An 18,353-nucleotide genomic window follows, 5' to 3' on the forward strand; every position below is an offset into this window, starting at 1 on the left:
ACAAAAATCTCTATTATCAGAGTAACCACGGATGCAATCTTTTTGTCTTATAACACGATGCCGGGTAACCGCCCTAAAACAAACAATAACTTTCTCGCCATCTGGCAAAACTTTTCCTCCATACCCTGGAGTACCAGTCCGGGTAAAAACGGTATCCAGACTATCTCTACAGATACGCCCAGTGGCGACGCCAATTTCCTCAACCTGAGCATTACTAAAAGCGATTACATTATCGGCTATGCAGTAGGGCAGGAGCTGACCGGGTCTACGGTACAGCAATTTGGGAATATCTGCGCTACTGCCTACATACCACTGGGTTCTACTGGTGCCAATACGGTATTCAGTTCCAGTATTGAGAATATTTATGTAGGATCTACCTCTGTATTATTTGACTTTAGCCTGCCGGATGGCGTTACACCTACCGCAAATGGGGCATGGGCCGGCCTGTGGAGAGGATTAAATCCTGATCTCTATGGTACGCCTCCTACTGCCGCCATTCAAATCAGTCCCAATGTGGCCAAGGGTACCACCGGTTTTAACAATGTGAGCATCGGTATCGGCACCAGCTATACCATTGGTCTGTTCATGAGCGGCTTTAAATCTTCGGGTGGTAGTACGCAGTCTGCGCTGGCTTGTTCTGCTTCCTTTACTAACTAACATCCCTACACGCAGTATACCCGTTAACCAGTGTGGGATAAGTGAATGTAGTCCGTATCACCAGAACGGAAAATGCAGGCCGCACTGTCTTTGCGGGTAATGAGCTATTTAACCGGTTCCTTTCCCCATTGAACAGGATGGGTATGCGCTGCCCTTTAAGTGGTGTATACTGCCGGTTAGCCCCATTTTCATCACTACCGAAATAAAACCCTCATGGACTTTTTCCGTAAAAGCAGCGATGACCGTTTATACGTATCGGATAATGCAGCGGATGATAAAGGCTTTATAGCCTTTGTCATCCCGGCTGCTATCGCGCCACCTGGTAAAGATACCATTGAGTTGAAAGATGCCTGGAGTAACACGGCTTACGCCGGTACCTTTGTATTTTCTGCGGCTACGCCCGTACTATCTTCTCCTGCTGATATCACTGCTTTTCTGACGGCGATATATAATGTGCTGGGAAATAAAAATCTCTACCGGGCATTGGTATGGTTGCAGGACCTGCATATCATCAACAAGGACACCGCGCCGGCTGTTGGCATCAAAGCAGATGGCAGCGCCCTGAATACATCATTTACGGCCCTGCTGGCGCCTGGTCTTGCACTAACCATGGATAACGGGATGGAGTTGTCGTGGCAAACCGGCAGTACGCCTGTCATCGTGATTGGTAACCTGCAGGATTATCAGTACCACATCAGTTTCAGCGGAAATATGTCGCCGGCTATGAGAAGTCCTATCATGGGTACGCTGGCTTTCAGCGGATCTTTGATGGGGACGGTGCAATTCGGCGCCGCCATACAACGCCAGGCACTATACGAAAATATGACATGGGGATTTCAACTGTTGTATACAGCGGCTGATGGGGTTACCTTGCTATCGTCGTGGTTGCCGCTGGCAGATTACGTGCCGGACCCGGATGATTTCCTGGGATTTACGATAAACATAGATCCGACGGATGTATACAACGAGGTGTTTAATCCCTGTACCACCGGTACCTGTACGATCAGTGGCGCTTATGCCAGCAGGCGTACCTGGTTTGGTTTCAGCGGATTGAATGATGATAACACCACCACCGTATTGTCTTCTTTTTACCGTACGGTATATGGTACACAGGTACAACTGCTGCCCGTAGCTACAGGCGCCATGCCCGCCCGGCTGGTATTTGCCAGAGGCAACTATGCGCTGGTGAATGAACAGTTTATTGTAACACCGGAAGGAGACTTTACCCCGGTGATTGCCGGCGCCAAAGCCGGACAACCACAATTCCTGATGGGAGGCTGGCAGGGAACCGAATTTTTCAGCCTCCTGCCGCAGCTGACTGACCAACCGGGTGATACCCTCCGTTTTTTATCGGGGCAGCCCGCCTATGCGCCGGTATTCCCGTTTGAAATGGCGTCGCCGGTAAAAGCGCCGCAGGAACCGGACGCCCCCTTGCTGGATACCACCTATACCACCGCCTGGGCTACCGTGGTACCCGGAGAAGGCAATACCGTTGCCTATGTGGCGCAACCCAAAGGATCGGCCCTCTTTGGCGTCGACTCTTTTGTAACAGATACCTTTACCGATATTTTCGGACACGTCACCCCCGGCTTTACCGTTCGGACAAACGATACCGTTACCTTCCCGCTGATACCTTATACCGGTGCGGTTTTCACCAAGAATGGCGCTACCTTTTCTGCTACGCAGCTGGAAGACTTTGAGAATACGCTGGTAAGCCCGGTGCGCAGAAAATATGTAAGTAAGTTGTCGGGGGCAGGCACCAGTGCCGCCGCTGGCAGAGCAATGCTGGCCGATACGAACATCGCTACGGCTACAACGCCTTCCGGTTTGCTGGTGACTACCAGTACTACGGCAGGTGTATTAACGTGGGAAGAAGTGTTTCTGGGAAAGAACACAGATAACGGAAAGGAATATACGCTGAAATTCACCCGGCCGGATGATGCCCTCATCACTGCCCTGCAAAGCGGTGACCTGATGCTGGTGGTGGCCAATGCTGATTATCTGGGTACAGCTGGTGGCGGAGGAAATGGCCAGGGCGCCTTCTACAATACAATGAGTATCGGCAGCTGGGAAATGACGGCTGCAGTAGGTACTGCCAACCGCTACGACGATTACCGCAATGTGATGATTGTAAAAGGGAAACGGGGTAAATTATTTGATCCCGATGACCTTATCAACAGCCTGACCGCCAATCCATCACAATGGACACAGGGAGCGGAGATGGCATCCCCTTCGGTCATAGACCGGGAAGGAGAGCTGATGCCACCCGATCCGGATCAGCTGGTGATTCTCTCGCAGTGGATACAAAATTATTTCCTGCAGGCATCTTTACAAACCGACAATAAATACTTCGATCAGTTTAACACGATTGCCAGGAGTGAAAACTGGACCGGCATTCTTTTCCTGCGCATGGATATTTCCAAACTACCGGAAAACCTGCTGGGCATCATGGCTGGCGTGACAGCACCGGATTCATTTAATGTACATCACCTGGGCATACAGATCAATCCCGTGAAGAAAGGGAAGGGGGGCGCCGTAGTAGATAATCCCGGCGATATCTTCGGCCTGATTTATTATGTAGATCCGGATTTTGTGGACGATAATAATCCGGTGACGATTGCCCCCACTACGCCCGCTATCTATGACTTCCGGTTACTGACCTTAAAGGTATTGTTTGAACGTACAGCCGTGAGCAGCTTTGAAAGCCTTGCCCAGCTGACGATGGCAGAAATCCTGAATATGCCTGTTTCAGCCATGGCCGACCAACAGAATGTATACCGGAACATCCTGCTGAGTGGTAGCTTCCAGCTGAATGGAAAGAGCATTATCTACAATCTGTCTGCGCCAGGTGATAATACTTTTTACTTCAACAGTAATATCATCAACAAGATACAGGTAACGAATGTGGTGATGAGTACCCGTAACAGTAATAATCAGGGAATGGTGGAATCCTGGTTTGGATTACAGGGGATGATTGATTTTAAGATAGTAGCAGATACGACCAATAATACTGTTTTTGATATTTTTTCTTTTGGAAATGATGCGAACAGCGATGCACCCAATAAAGGACTGATGTTCAGCAACCTGGGCGTACGTATGGTGTTCCCGGCTGCAGATCCGACATTGAAAGAATTAAACCTGAATACCTCAGAGATTACCTTTGACACCAGCAGAAGTACGCCCCGTAAAAATTGCTTATTCCTCAACTTCGCCCTGGATCTCCAGGGACTACTCACAGCTGCACCGCTGTCTACTTTACAGGAGCATGGTTATGTGAGCGTCATACCGGATCTCGCGATGTCGGATGTCAGCGACGATACCTGGTATGGGCTGCGGTACCGTTTAAACCTGGGTACACCGGGTGAGCTGGCCGGAAAATTAGGACTGAATGCCTATTTACTGACCGCCTGGTCGCCACTCAGTACAGAAGACAACTACTACCGTTCGGCGCTCGGTATTGCCTTACCAGGCACCGGTGGCGGCGCAAAGCTGATCAGTTTACAAACCGTATTGAATTTATCCATCGGCCAAATCAGGCTTACCTATAACGATACGCAAAAATCTTTTCTGTTGTTGTTTACAGAAATCGCACTCAAGTTTTTCGGATTGTTGAAGGTACCGCCGAATGGTGCAACGGTATTTTATTTATTCGGCAACCCGGATGCCGGCGGAAAGGCTTCCGGACTGGGCTGGTACGCCATGTACCGGCAAAACAAACCAGCACTTACCAGCTGATGATAGCAGCTGTTGAACACTTTCCGCTGGTAAAAATATTTGTTTACCCGTTTAAATCAGGCACACATGTTTCCTCCGTTTGACCTCGTGAATAACGTTACAACTACTAAGTATAGGGATACGTTGACCAATAACCTGGCCGCCTGGGCAGGTATTATCAATCAGCAGGCTACCATCCGCATAGTGGTAGACGGCACACCCGGATATGGGCATCAGGCATCCAGTATTAATATTCTCCGGAGAATAACCGGTGCACCGAATGGTTTATATAACGGGTTCGGATATAGCGGTGCCGTGGAAATCTGGTATGACTATGATGGTACCCCTGAATTGGAAGATCCCTTACCCAAGATATTATCGTTGCTGCCTGAACTGAAAGGGCAGCTGACGGGTCGGCTGGATGGCGCCACAGTGGCCATCCTGAATTTCGATAAGGTAAAACCCGCGGAGCAGGTACTCCTGGCTTTTACCGGTGGCTGGGACCTGGTGCAATTTAACCTGAATGAAGATTATAAATCCTCGCTGACGCTTATCCTGCAACCGTTTAATTATGAGGCCATGGATGCCGGCGGCACCCAAAACCTGATGCCGGGAAATAATCTGCAGGTATCGCTGACGCCGGATAATAAAAAAGTAGCGAAAATTAACCTGGATGATGGTGATACCAAACAATTGCTGATAAAGGACCGGGCTTACTTTCTGCCCGTGAAGCAACTGGTGCAGGCAGACTGGGACTATTACAAGGGGCCTGACTTTTCGGATGAAATAAGAAGGAGGGTGGAGGCCATCGAATATTTCCTGAGCGGTCCGGTAGTCAGTAAAATAGCGCCTACTTTAACCTATGGTATCAACTATCCCAAAGCATGCGCTTTTGCCAAGCCTACCCATTACCGGATTTTTCTGGAAATGGCGGCCGTCAGAACGGCCCTGGAAAATGCGGCACTCCATCCTATTCTTCCGCCGTTGATACTCAACTTCGGTAATTATCAGCCGGAAGAGAATTTTATCATGCATTATAACAATATCAGCTATCTGCTGAAGGGAGGGTTAACAATTGGTGAACAGTTAGCCCGTGCGATGTCTTTTTTACCCGATGCGACGCGGTTGGAAAGAGAAGCCTGGACACTGAAAAAACTCAACTGGGAAAACCGTAAAAGGAGCATCAACTTTCAGGATGTCGATACCCAGTACCTGTTGGCAGACTACCTGAAATCAGGGTTGGATGTGAAAGAAGTGATCACCTGGGTCACAGGTGCACCGAGAAGAGTCTTGTTTTTACAGATGGGATTTGTACCGCCGCTGGTGTTTAACTATTACATGAGTAAAGTAAAACTACCGCCTGTTTTTGAAGGCCCTAATACCGCTGTGGTAGCCATCAATACGGGTAATCCCTATTTCAATGCCAATCGCCCCGGTGGTAAGGAAATTCTGTATCCCACAGGATTACTGGGTGGTCAGAACATCCTGGCGCCGGTTAAAAAATTACAAAGTATTGCCGATCAGATAGAAAGCAGCCTGGATACCTGGCCTACGATAGGGAAGGATGCGCCCACCCTGATCATGGGTAATTCGATGAATGAGATGCAGGTACCCGGCAATCCCTATCTCATCTATTTTGGCGCCCTCAAACAGTTTTACAGCCAGCCCGATCCAATGGCCGGCTATAACCTGAATGATAAATTCAACGTAGCGCTGGGTGCTGCTTATCAGATGATGAGAGGCTTTTTTGTTGGTAACCAGCAAACAACACAGGCTGCTGCCGATGATGATCCGCTGACCGTGTTGTATGAAAAACTGCAAGCCGCAGCGGCTACGGGTGAGGTAGACCTGCTGGATGATATTTTCCCGGAAGGTAATATTCATGACTTTTACACCAGTCTGCTGGCAGATTATGGCGGCACGCTGATTATCACTTCCCCTGTAGTGGAAGCCGTACAGCAAAACGGGATCACAGAAAGTGTAACCCTGACCGGTAGTACCCGGGCTTTTGGACTAACGACTACTGCTAAATTCCTGTTTACCCTCTCTTTCGGCGATATACTCAGTTCGGCCCGTTTTACCGCCGGATTACCCTGGAACCTGGGCAACATCCCCTGGATCATCTTTGAAAGTCCGTTCCTGCAGGCGCGCATATCGGAAGGCGATCTGCCGCCGGCTACTGCCATCGGTGGTAAAATAAAAGGCAAAGACTTTGAACTGATGATGGACTTTCCGATAGCAGAAGATCGGATACTCATTCGTGGAGAATTTGAACAGCTGAAAACCATCGCCGACTTTTTTAGTATAGCTGGTGGCGTTAACCTGCTACAGTATATACCAGGGCCATTTCAGGCATTGGCAGGGTTAGGTATTAAATACATGGAGTTTGCCTATAACAAGGCGCAAACCACCATCGACTATATTTCCTTTAATGTAAAAACGGCTACGCCGTGGAATTTCTTTGATGTATTACAGCTGGAAGATATTGATGTAGTGGTATCGGTGAGATACCCTGCTTCTTTAGCAGAGCGGGAGACCATCGCCACGATGGGCGCTAAATTACGTTTAGGCACCGGCGATACCGATCCCCGGCTGGAAGTCGCCGCTACCGTACCGGACCTGGTACTGCGGGGGCAACTCTATGATCCCACATTGCCTATCAATAAACTGATTAATATTTTCTGGCCGGGCCTGCAACCTGGCTGGCCTGGTGGTAAAGAGCCGGTCGTAACAGATTTCAGTTTCAACTATGCGATGAATACCGGCGACTATGCCGTACTGTTGCAACTGGAGTTGAAATGGCCGCTGACGGTGGCTGGCACTACTATCTTTCAGATCGAAAGTGTAGGTATGACCATGAACGGTACCGACGCTTTACGTACCGGATCATTGAACGGTTCTTTGCTGGTATTACCTGATTCAGACCGCATCGGACTGACACTTACCGCTGATTACCTGGGTGCCAATAACGGCTGGCGCTTTATGGGGCAGCAAACTTCCGGTACCGTAGATCTGGTGAAGATGATTACCTGGTATTTACCCGCCGACTGGAGGCCTGATCCGGAAGTATTCAGCCTGCAGGTCGACGGTTTAGGCATTACTGTTATTACCGGCAGCAGCTCCTGGGAATTTACCGCTAAAACTGCCAGCGCCTGGGTGACGCCACTGGGCGACTTTACCGGCGATATGAAAATAGGCTATAACGGTAAAGCCACTACGACCACGACCACGATGACCCGCGTACCATTGGGCACTGCCGCAGTACCCTTGTTGCTGGACGATAAACGGGTACATTACGTGACAGCGGTGGGTATGGAAATGGCAGTGGGTTACTATGGTACCCTGAATGCCCGTATCCGCTGGAATAATATTGAACTAACCATTTTTTACAACTTCGATCCTACCTATAAATCCTACGGTATTTCCTGGGGTATTCTCACAGGAAAAATTGAAGAAAAAATCATCAATAACAAACTGCATAAAATTGCAACACTGGGTTTCAACAAACCCACTACGCTGGGCAGTATCGTGGAAACCATGATTTCCTGGGCTACCGGTACCACCTTTGGACTATCAGCGCCCTGGAGTATCCTGAACAGTATTCCGCTGAATAAATTACAGCTGGTATACGACTTCACAGATAATAAAGTCAGCTTCGAGATTAACATCGGGCCTATCAATATGGGCTTTGCCCGCATAGAGGCGATCAGTGTATCCTATGTGTCTGGTGCGGCGAATCCGGAAGATAATGGCGTGATAGTGGAACTGAAAGGTTCCTTCTTCTGGCAGTCTAATCCTGGTGAACCGCAGAAATGGAATGCCGCCAAACCGGAAACCACACCGGCGCCTTCCGGCCAGGGCAACAAATACCTGGATCTGCGCCTGCTGGCCATGGGGCAACATGTTACCCTGGATTGTTTCCGTACGGCAGATAAAGTACAGGATGCCATTGCCTGTATGGCGAAACTGCCGGATACCAAAGATGGTGAAATACCAGCCGTACAACTGGATGCCAACAGCTCCTGGCTCACCGGTATGGACTTTGGTATTCTGAAGCTGGAAGAAGGTGGCGATAAAGAAGCGCAGCTGGCTGCTGCTGCCCAATACTTCCTCACGCTGCAGGTAGTGTTTAATGATCCCAATTTATATGCACTGCGTATAGCCCTGGAAGGTACCCCCGCTAAGATATTCAAGGGGCTGGACTTCCAGATCATGTATAAAAAGATCAGTGAAAGTGTAGGCGTGTATCAGGCAGAAATAGCGCTGCCGGATGTCATGCGTAAAATAAAAATGGGGCAGTTTAATATCACCCTGCCGGTATTTGGTATTGCGATCTATACCAACGGCGATTTTCAGGTGGATATAGGCTTTCCGTGGAAAGCAGACTTCTCCCGCTCCTTTACTTTCCAGACGCTGATCTGGACACCGATCGGTATTCCGATCCCGGTAATGGGTTCGGTGGGCCTTTATTTCGGTAAGCTTTCGAGCGCCACTACCAACCGGGTACCCAAGATCGACAACGGTACTTTTAACCCGGTATTGGTATTTGGATTTGGTATCCAGTTTGGCTTCGGATATGATTTTGATGCCGGTATCCTGAAAGCCGGTTTCAGTCTTACGGCGGTAGCGATACTGGAAGGTATCCTGGCCAAGTTTAACCCTTACCAGCCAACGAATGCCATTGGCACCAATAACCAGCTGGAAACATCCTATTACTTCTGGTTCCGGGGTACCGTGGGTATCATCGGTAAGCTTTATGGCAGTATCGACTTTAAGATTATCAAGGCAGAACTGAATATTGATATCCGGTTGCTGGTGCAGATGACTTTTGCACCTTATGAATACATTGAATTATCCATTACGGCTTCTGTGGATGTTTCCCTGAGTGTGTCCATCAATCTGGGTATTTTCAAAATAAAGATACACCTGAGTTTCTCCGCACGCATACAACAAGGTATTACCATCAGAGGTATTGGTGGTACGCCGCCGTGGCATGTGGTGGGCAAACCTGCCGCCCGTATAAGTGCGCCATTGCTGCGCCGCGGACAGTTGTCCTACGAAAGACAGGAACTGCTGGCTGCTCTGGCCGTATTTAACCCGGTATGGAGTAACCTGCAGGCGCCGGCAACACCCGTTGGTTTAACCGGTTATATGGGCGTGGGGCTCACGATGGCCGGCGACATTGCTACACAACTGGCAGACCAGGTGGCTTGTTACGTTGCCATGCTGTTCCTCGAATCGCCACAATCCGCCACAGCGGATCGGGTAAGCGCCCGGTTGAAAGCCTATGCCGATGCGGGCGATACTTCTTTTGAAACCCTTTGTAAACAAATCTTCCGCTGGGCGATTGCTTCGCTGCAGTCAGGACCTGTGAGCGGAGGCGAAGTAGATACCAAGGTGGTAACAGATCTGCAACTGGTGGCATTCCTGGCCTATCTGAATGATGAAAACCTGGCGGAACCCATACCGGCAACAGCTATCAGCAGCTTTATGACCGGACAGTTCAGTCTGACTGTACAGGCGCCTTCGGCAGATGTGAATGCCGTATACTTCCCGGTGCCACCGGAACTGACATTGAGCGTGCCCGCCTATGGTACGGGCTATAAAGGTGTGTCCTATACTTTCGGCGGCTACAACAATACCGCTTCCGGCTATACGAAATTCCTGCGCACCTACTTTAATGACCTGGCGGTACAGGTAGCGCCTAAAACGCCTGCCGCGAAGGAAACATTTGCCCTGAATGATACCGCGGCGGTATCTGTAGGCAGCTTTATTTTCGGCGACTATTTTGTATTGATCTGCCGGCAGATGCTGCAGGCAGCCAGAGATGCCCTCCGGGATTATAAATATAATCTGATACCGGGGCAAAGTACACAGGGCATTGTGGACCAGGTACATAAAATTACCCACGATGACACCTATACGCTGGCGCACCTGTTTACCGATAACGCTACAGCGGCATTGAATACGAATAAGACATTACAGATAGCGGAAGCAACCTACCTGATACAGGCAGGAGATACCTTCGACAGCATTGCTGCCCTGCCGCTGTTTGGTAAAGGATTTACCGGCAGTAGCCTGGCAACGGCCAATGCGGCTACCCTCAATATCCTGCAGGCGGGTGTAATCATCACCTATCCCGGAAAAGATCCGTATACCACTTTGCCGGGACAATCCCTGCAACAGGTAGCAGATAGTATAGGCGTTTCCGTGAGTGACCTGATTCAGAAAGGAAATATCACCACACTGGCTGACCTGTTGTTGCCAGTGGCCACCCTGGAAGTACCTGTTTTCGGATACAACACAGCAGCGGGTGATAACCTGCAGACCATCGCCGCGAAATTCAATATTACCCTGGCGATACTGGGTACGCCAACCGCCAATGGCGCCGTCACCGACCTGTTCGACAGCAACGCCAGTGCTACCATAGACATTGCGATGTTATCGCAGATGGAAGCCGGAGAGCTGATTCGCGAAATACAGGCTACCCACGGCTTACAATACCTGGCTGGTATGTCGTCCCGGTATTACATGGCCGGGCTGCGGTTACCAACGGAAGGCGTAACGCCGAACTACCCGGGTATGTGGGTAACGGGCAATGCCGGTGATTACAAACTACCATCCTACGCGGGTTTATATGCCCTTACCGGACAGCAGTTTCCGATTCCGGCATTAACCGGTAAAGATCCGTTTAACATAACATTCACCAATACCGGCGGCCCCGGCTGGCTGCAGTTTGCCGGTACCGATAAAACAACGCTGACGATCAGCATTGCCCCTGATTCTGTAGATGCCAAACGGATCAACAGTGTCAGAACGTATGCTACCGGCAACAACCTGGATACCGGCCTTACCTGGCTGGGCGCACAGGAAGTATTCAGCAGAGAGGCCGCCACCTATCCTTTTACAACAGCGATTGCCTGGAACAGTGCCGCCAGTGTACCGATGCCTTATGGCGGAACAGCACCAGGCGTGCCTGCCCTCACCATATGGCCGCTGCCGGATACCTTGCTGCAATTGCCGGATCGTGCTACCCGTAAAACAGATCCGCGTGTACAACTGCTGACGGGCCGTTTTGATGAGGCTACCCGCACCATGAAAAATACGCCGGTACAGTATTACGGCTATGGTTCGCTCGTGGCCTTTACCATCAAACGGGTGCCACTGGTACCGGATAGCCCGAATACCGCCTATACGTATGAAGTGATGGGCGCCGATGGCAGCAATGTAGCCATCCTGGAAAAAATGGTCAGTGGTATTGGTACCGACAACAGTCTGATTCATACCTTAACGCTTGCGTATCCGGTAGATCCCAACGGTACTACTACCAATGGTATACAAACCGATGTAATTGATAGTCTCACCATTGGTATTGCCCAGGTAAATCTTTCTACCGAAACCCGGCCGGATGCTGCCGCGAAAGCAGTGGTACTGGCACAGGAAGAAATCGTATTGCTGAATCAGCCGGCAGACTTTATCCGGCTGTTATGGCAGGCAGGCATCACCCGTGGTGGTGGTTACTACCTCTATTACTACAACAGTGAAAGCGACAGAGGCTTACCAGACCGTATTTTCAACGACAGAGACGAAGCGGTGCTGTCGCTCGTGGTGTTGTATACCGCACCGGATACCGCAGCCCTGCGTAATAACGTAACCGCCTATATGAATACTACTGTTACCGGAGAAGCCATTGATACCACCAATACTGTGGTGTTTACCCAGGCGGACCCTTATGCGGTTACTATAGCGGCCAACAGCAGCCAGACGCTTGCTGCACTGGCTTATGATTATTATGGTAATGTGGCAGATGTAGCCGCAGATAATACGACCCTTACCCTGCGGAGCACCATCGTACTGCAGGTGAAACAAGGTGTATATGAAGTTGGCCCGGCAGGCAGTACGCCGGGAGGTAACCTCGCTGCTATTGCGGCCTGGTTTGGTACCACAGATGCCGCCATTAAAGCGGCCAATCCACAGATCACCGACTGGCAGACGGCACTGCCGCTTTATACCGCCTTATATTTACCGGATATCCCGGTAACAGTAGGTACCAGCAAAGGAGGAACTACCCTGGAAAGCATCGCGGCTTATTACGGTACCTCGTTGACGGTACTGGCAGATAGTAACCAACTGGTGGCCGGTATTTTTGCTGATGGCGGCAACATCCTGGTCAGCGGCGGACCTGTAACCCGCACCGCGACCGTACCTGCCGGCGTAGCAGGACTGGAAGCGGTAAGGCCTGTACCGGCGCCGATTCCGGATGATCCGGCTGCCGCAGACTATGGCAAACTGTTCCTGCAACATACCTATAACCTGTTGTCTTATCAGTTAGCAGCCAATGCGTTTTTCAATAGCAGTAGCCTGGGCTTACCGGCTTCTCCGTTGTCTGATGCACCGGATGCCGGCGACGATAAAATACGCTATGCCAGAGAGCTGGAGGTGGGCGACGACTGGGAATACACAGTGTCTGTTCCCTACAGCCGCTTCGCCAAACAGGCGGCCGCCCGGCTGCAAAACCTGCCGGATCCGGCAGAAAGTCCTTACCGTGGCTTAGGCAAATTGCTGCAGGCAGACTTTGCATGGCAGGATCTTTATGGTAACCGCTTGTTCACCGACTTGTCGAATCCAGTGGCAGGTTCCGGCGCTCCGCTGAACCAGCCGCCGGTACTGACTGGCTATACCGATCCGATCATCGGTCTGAATCAATGGCCATCGATTGCTACATCATGGGAAGTGAATAACGGTAACGGCACTACGCCGCAGGTACAACTCAATTGTTCTTTCAGCGACAGCTACTATCAGGGATTGCTGCGTGCCAAAGCCACCGGCACCACCACGCTGCAGGCGCAGTTTACCACTACGCTGGACCCGGCAACGGCTACAGACGTGAACAACTATCAGCTGGATGCACAGATAGTCATTAAGAAGGTAACGTTAGATACCGGTAATGCGGCCGTTACACTGGAGGTAGATAATATCCCGCAGGATAAAAAAATAACACTCACCATCAACGGTATCAGTAATGCTGATAAAACCCGTACCTATAGTGGTAATGCGCAGTTTACCTATCCGGATATTCCGGAAGAATCCGGCTCTTCGCTGATCCAGCAGGCGCAACAGGATCTGCAGGTATACCGGCAGTTATACTTCCAGTTGACAGACCCTAACGGTATTGCCTATACGGTAAGTACTACCTTGCTGCAAAGCAGCTATACGCTGACGGCTACACAGACAGATGCCCTGGTACAAACCTGGCTGGTATCTATCTATCAGTTCCTGGCTGACCGTGCGCAGGGGTTAACTACCGTACCGCCGCCGGCAGCATGGCACCTCATTCAGTGTCCGATCGTAAAAACAAACCTGAATACGGCGCAGTTATTCCGGCTGGATCTTGACTTCATTATCACCCGTACCGGTGGCGCCGTAGCCGGCGATTTTGCCACCACAGGCGGTATCCGCACAGTAGCTGCTGCCATCGCGCCGCTTACAGCCGGGGATAGCAGCGATGCAAAAAGTCTCAATGTATTTGCGGCCCGCTTTGAAGCCGCGTTGACGGAAAAAGATAAGTATGTGTTGAAAGTGGCCACCGGCAACGACCGGCTGGCGCCCGCCGGCAAACGTGAAGTATGGGCCGTGCGGTTAGGCCTGGATAAAACCACTGCGCTGGGATACCAGATCAATGACAAAGGCAATCCGGCACTCTTTGCACCCCGGCCGATTTCCAATAAACTGGAAAGCCGCCATGAGGTACCGGTGTATGCCTATTCACCGGAAACCGGTATCGATTTCAGCACCCCCAGCACCTACATGGACTTTATGAACATTGATATGGACCAGTGGGGCCAGCAGTTCCTGACCAGTGTAGATGGTGTATTGGCGCCTGAATTTACAGCAGCCATTCAACTGGTGGACCAGAAAAAAGGAACGGGATACCTGCAGGATATCCTGGAGAATAAAACAGCATTGGCCAACATCATTCAAAACTGGATGATCCCGGTGCTGGCAGGGGAGACACCTGATGCAACCAATGTACAGGAGACCTTCCGGCAATTGTTGCTGGTGAAACTGAGTAACGCCTATAATACGCAGGCGGCAGTACAGTTCAACGCCACAGTAACAGCGGATAAACCGGTGGGCATAGCACCCCGGCTGTTTGGCAACTTTACCCGGAATTTCCGCCTGGTGAATGCAGCTGTACAACAGGAAGAATACACCGTGGTATACTTGTATTTCACCACACCACCAGATCCGCTGGCAGCCAGCAATGTGGCTAATTATACCGTTTCCGGCAGTCTGAGTATCCTGACCGCCGCGGTGGATACCAGCAATACCCGCAGTGTGATCTTAACACTGGATAACAACGTCACAGTAGATACCACGGAGGTCACTGTCAGCAATACGTTGCGGGATGTCAGCGGGCAGCTGCTGCTGGCGCCATATACCCGGAAAGTAACGGCGGTACCGGATGGCGGCAACAATAGTGATACCCTTATTTTCACGGCCAGCCGGCTGGCGTTGCGGCCGGATGCAAGCGTACCATTACCATTCCTGATTACCGCGCCGCAACTGGTGCGGGGTACAGATAATGAAATACTGCCTTATGCAGATCTGGATCTTACTTACGCCGGATCAGCCATCGAACAGCAGATCAGCACCCTGCCCAATATCGAAGGATATGAAGCGTCTTCCTGGCTGAGTTTTGTGATAGCAGCTGCAGACAGTCCGTTGGCGGCCGACCTGGAACGCTTCCAGGTGCCGATGATATTACGTGCCTTCCCGGCTGCACCGGCGATGGTAAAACAAAACGGAGAAGCCCAGTGTCCGCCGGACGCCAGTCGTATCGGCGATATGCTGAACTGGGGTTATATCATACAGTATTCACTGCCGGTACATTATCCGCAGGATGAAGTGGATATGACCATTGATTTCAACGTGGCAGATAATGGAAATATGAAAGCAAGTGAAATGCTGGATGCCTTCCCGCAGCTGGCAGAATTTATTACCGTATATCCGGACGTGAACAAGGTACTGAATACCCAGCTCACGCAGATTACTGCCAGTACGCCCGCGAATGATCCGTTGCTGGAAACGGTATCCATTGCACTGACTTCCTTCCTGGAGATGGTACAGCATATTGTGGCTGCTTCGGAGGGTAATGCCATGGCGATGAGCGCATCGTTGTCGCGTTTCAGCAGTACCGAAGCCTTGCCGTATTCCTTCTTCATCCGGGAAAGCAGCGCAGACATACAAAGTGTAAAAGCACTGGTGGTAACTATTTATGGTAAGCCGCCTGCCGGCGTCGGTAAACCGGAGGTACGCATTGCAGGTTATAAGGCACAGCCATTGAGTCAGCCATGCGGAGGAGATTATTGTTATTACTACGAGCAGGAAGGAACCGGTACCATCCTGAAAGCCGCAGATGGACAAGTGATACAGGACCGTACGGTGGTAATACCGGAAATGAACCTGCTGGCCAGACAGGATGCACTTACAACGGCCACGCTTAAACGAAATGCGGAACTGATACCTGGTAAGCCTTCCAGCGAACCATTTATCTATACGGCCGGACCGGTATCGTTTGCCAATCCATATCATCCGGCGGCAGACTGTCCCCAGCTGCTCAATATTGCAGCGATCAACAGTGGCAGCAGTGGTTATAATATTACTACACTGGCAGCACAGCTGACGAATTTGTTTGATGCCCTGCTGAAAGAAAATTCACAGGATACTATCAGCGTACTGGCCAGCTGTCTGTATACTTATCAACTAAACGATGGTATGATACCCGTGAGTTTACCGGTCATGATGCAACCCATGGAAAGCATATGGGTAAAAGATGATACCGGCACAGATAAAAAACTATCCGCTATGATCCGTGATTGGGCAGATAGTATCTTGTTGTGGGCGGCTACGTTGCAGCCGGTACAGGAAGCAGGTACCTTATGTATAGACCTGACACTTTTCTCCAATCTGACGGCACAGCCATTGCCATTGATCCGTCTCAGAAACCTGGTATTGGAAATCCAGTATGTAACGGATTGGCCCTCCTGAAAAACAACAGACAGGATGAAAAAAACAACCCGTTGATCCATCTTTTCATCCTGTCTGATTTCTTTATCAGTATTGATTTTTAACTTATCTTGGTAAGCGTTATGTTCCACGCCGATCAGATAAGAGAATGGCAGCGCCGCATTGCTTTAGAGGACGATGAGATCGCCTACAGGGAGTTGTTTGTGGTGTTTTACAAACCCTTGTTACAATTCGCTTTTTCCTTTGTACGTTCCCACGAAACAGCAGAAGAGATTGTCTCAGATGTATTTATCAATATCTGGGAAAAACGCCGGCAACTGGAAGCAATTCAGCGGCTGAAAGTTTACTTGTATGTAGCTACCAAAAACAGGTCGCTGAAATACCTGTTGAAGCAACAAAAACAAGCCGCTGTTACCATCGACGATTTACTGGTGGAGCCGGAAAGTCAGTACCACAATCCGGAGCAGCTGATGGTAACGGCTGAAATGCTGCAACGTATTGAAGCGGCTATCAACGGACTGCCGCCGCGTTGTAAAGCTATTTTTAAACTGGTCCGGGAAGATGGATTGAAGTATAAGGAAATTGCCGAGATACTGAATGTATCGGTTAAAACCATTGATAATCAGTTAGCCATTGCGCTCACTAAAATAGCCAATACCATAAAAGTGACGTTCCGGAAAACACCCCGCTGAAGACCCACCAGCATTTTTTTTATTTTCTTTTAGTAGATAGCCGGGAAAATCGGGTCTTAGTGATAGAGGACCCTCCATATTCACGTTATGAACGAGCACCGTATTTGGGAACTAATGGCAAAAAAGCTGGCTGGCGAGGCTGCTGTAGCGGAACTACAGGAGCTGGAGCAATTGCTGCGTGCCAATCCCGACCTGCATTTCCCGGCAACCGTGCTTGCAGCATACTGGAAAAAATCAGTAGACCCGGCAGCAAAATCCATAGCGGAGACAGCACATGAAAAGCATATTCTGCGGATGCAGCAACAAGGTATTCCTATTGGGCTACCGGCAGCAGAGGTCGCGGAAGCTACGCCTGCTGTGAGGATACCCACCTATCGCCGGTATATGATCGCGGCTACCATAGCAGGTATGGTCATGGCTGCCTGCTGGTGGATGATTGCCGGAAGAGGCCCCGCGGAGCGTAGCGATACGTACGAAGTGGCTACCCGCAATGGTACCAGAACCCAGCTGCAACTGCCGGATGGTACACGCGTATGGCTGAATGCGGGCAGTAAGCTCACCTATGGCCACGCCTTTGGCCAGGTAAACCGGGAAGTAACGCTGATAGGAGAAGCCTTTTTTGACGTGACAAAAAATGCGGAGCAGCCGTTTATCATTCATACCGCTAAAATGGATGTAAAGGTATTAGGGACGCAGTTCAATGTAAAAGCCTATCCCAATGAGCCAACAACAGAAGCTACCCTGATACAGGGAAGTATTGAAGCCTCCCTGAAAGACCGGCCCCGGGAAGCTATCCGGCTGAAACCCCATGAGAAAGTCCTGATCCGTAATAACCCGGAGGCCTCGCTGCCGGCTGAAGATACCAGCACACCGGCCCTGTTCATACAAACCCTGTCACATTATAATAACAACGCTGATGCAATTGTGGAAACTTCCTGGATGGAAAATAAACTTGTTTTCCGGGAAGAATCCTTTGCTGCGCTGGCCAAACGGATGGAGCGCCGGTATGGCGTGACCATACGTTTCGAAGACCCTGCCACAGCGGCGTTGCAGTTCACCGGCATCTTTGAAAAAGAAACGGTACAACAGGCCCTGAATGCGCTGCAGCTGATTGCTGCTTTTGACTATACAATAGAGGGGACACAAATTATTATCAACCAATAATTCCGCCGTTATGAAACGTCATCAGTATAATAGTTCCTGATAACAGAGAAGACATAAAAAACGGGAAATGCGCTAACATCTCCCGCAGAAGCTTAA

At 50.2% G+C, this 18,353-nt stretch carries 5 protein-coding genes; all 5 read left to right on the forward strand.

What is annotated here, in order from left to right; genetic code table 11:
- Nucleotides 1-42 precede the first annotated feature (42 nt).
- The 5 genes from OL444_RS15565 to OL444_RS15585 all read left to right on the forward strand — a co-directional run bounded on the left by OL444_RS15565 (nt 43) and on the right by OL444_RS15585 (nt 18,257).
- Nucleotides 43-657 carry a hypothetical protein gene (locus OL444_RS15565; protein ID WP_264752023.1) on the forward strand — a complete coding sequence of 205 codons (615 nt, stop codon included), beginning with the start codon at nt 43-45 and terminating at the stop codon, nt 655-657.
- A 213-nt stretch (nt 658-870) separates the two neighbouring features.
- On the forward strand, nt 871-4,392 hold the full coding sequence (locus OL444_RS15570) for a hypothetical protein (RefSeq protein WP_264731885.1): 3,522 nt from the start codon (nt 871-873) through the stop codon (nt 4,390-4,392).
- A 66-nt stretch (nt 4,393-4,458) separates the two neighbouring features.
- Nucleotides 4,459-16,422: a hypothetical protein gene (locus OL444_RS15575; protein ID WP_264731884.1), complete on the forward strand. Its 11,964-nt coding sequence runs from the start codon at nt 4,459-4,461 to the stop codon at nt 16,420-16,422.
- A gap of 101 nt (nt 16,423-16,523) precedes the next feature.
- Entirely contained in the window at nt 16,524-17,093 is a 570-nt protein-coding gene (locus tag OL444_RS15580; protein ID WP_264731883.1) for an RNA polymerase sigma-70 factor, read from the forward strand.
- A gap of 87 nt (nt 17,094-17,180) precedes the next feature.
- Nucleotides 17,181-18,257, forward strand: a complete 1,077-nt coding sequence (locus OL444_RS15585) for a FecR family protein (RefSeq protein ID WP_264752024.1) — start codon at nt 17,181-17,183, stop codon at nt 18,255-18,257.
- Nucleotides 18,258-18,353: the final 96 nt, after the last annotated feature.

The sequence above is a fragment of the Chitinophaga nivalis genome (assembly GCF_025989125.1).
GTDB classification, from domain to species: domain Bacteria; phylum Bacteroidota; class Bacteroidia; order Chitinophagales; family Chitinophagaceae; genus Chitinophaga; species Chitinophaga nivalis.

Excerpts from the sequence above, each read along its gene's own strand:
- OL444_RS15580 (WP_264731883.1), top strand. The coding sequence starts at position 16,524 with ATGTTCCACGCCGATCAGATAAGAGAATGGCAGCGCCGCATTGCTTTA.
- OL444_RS15585 (WP_264752024.1), top strand. The coding sequence starts at position 17,181 with ATGAACGAGCACCGTATTTGGGAACTAATGGCAAAAAAGCTGGCTGGC.
- OL444_RS15575 (WP_264731884.1), top strand. The coding sequence starts at position 4,459 with ATGTTTCCTCCGTTTGACCTCGTGAATAACGTTACAACTACTAAGTAT.
- OL444_RS15570 (WP_264731885.1), top strand. The coding sequence starts at position 871 with ATGGACTTTTTCCGTAAAAGCAGCGATGACCGTTTATACGTATCGGAT.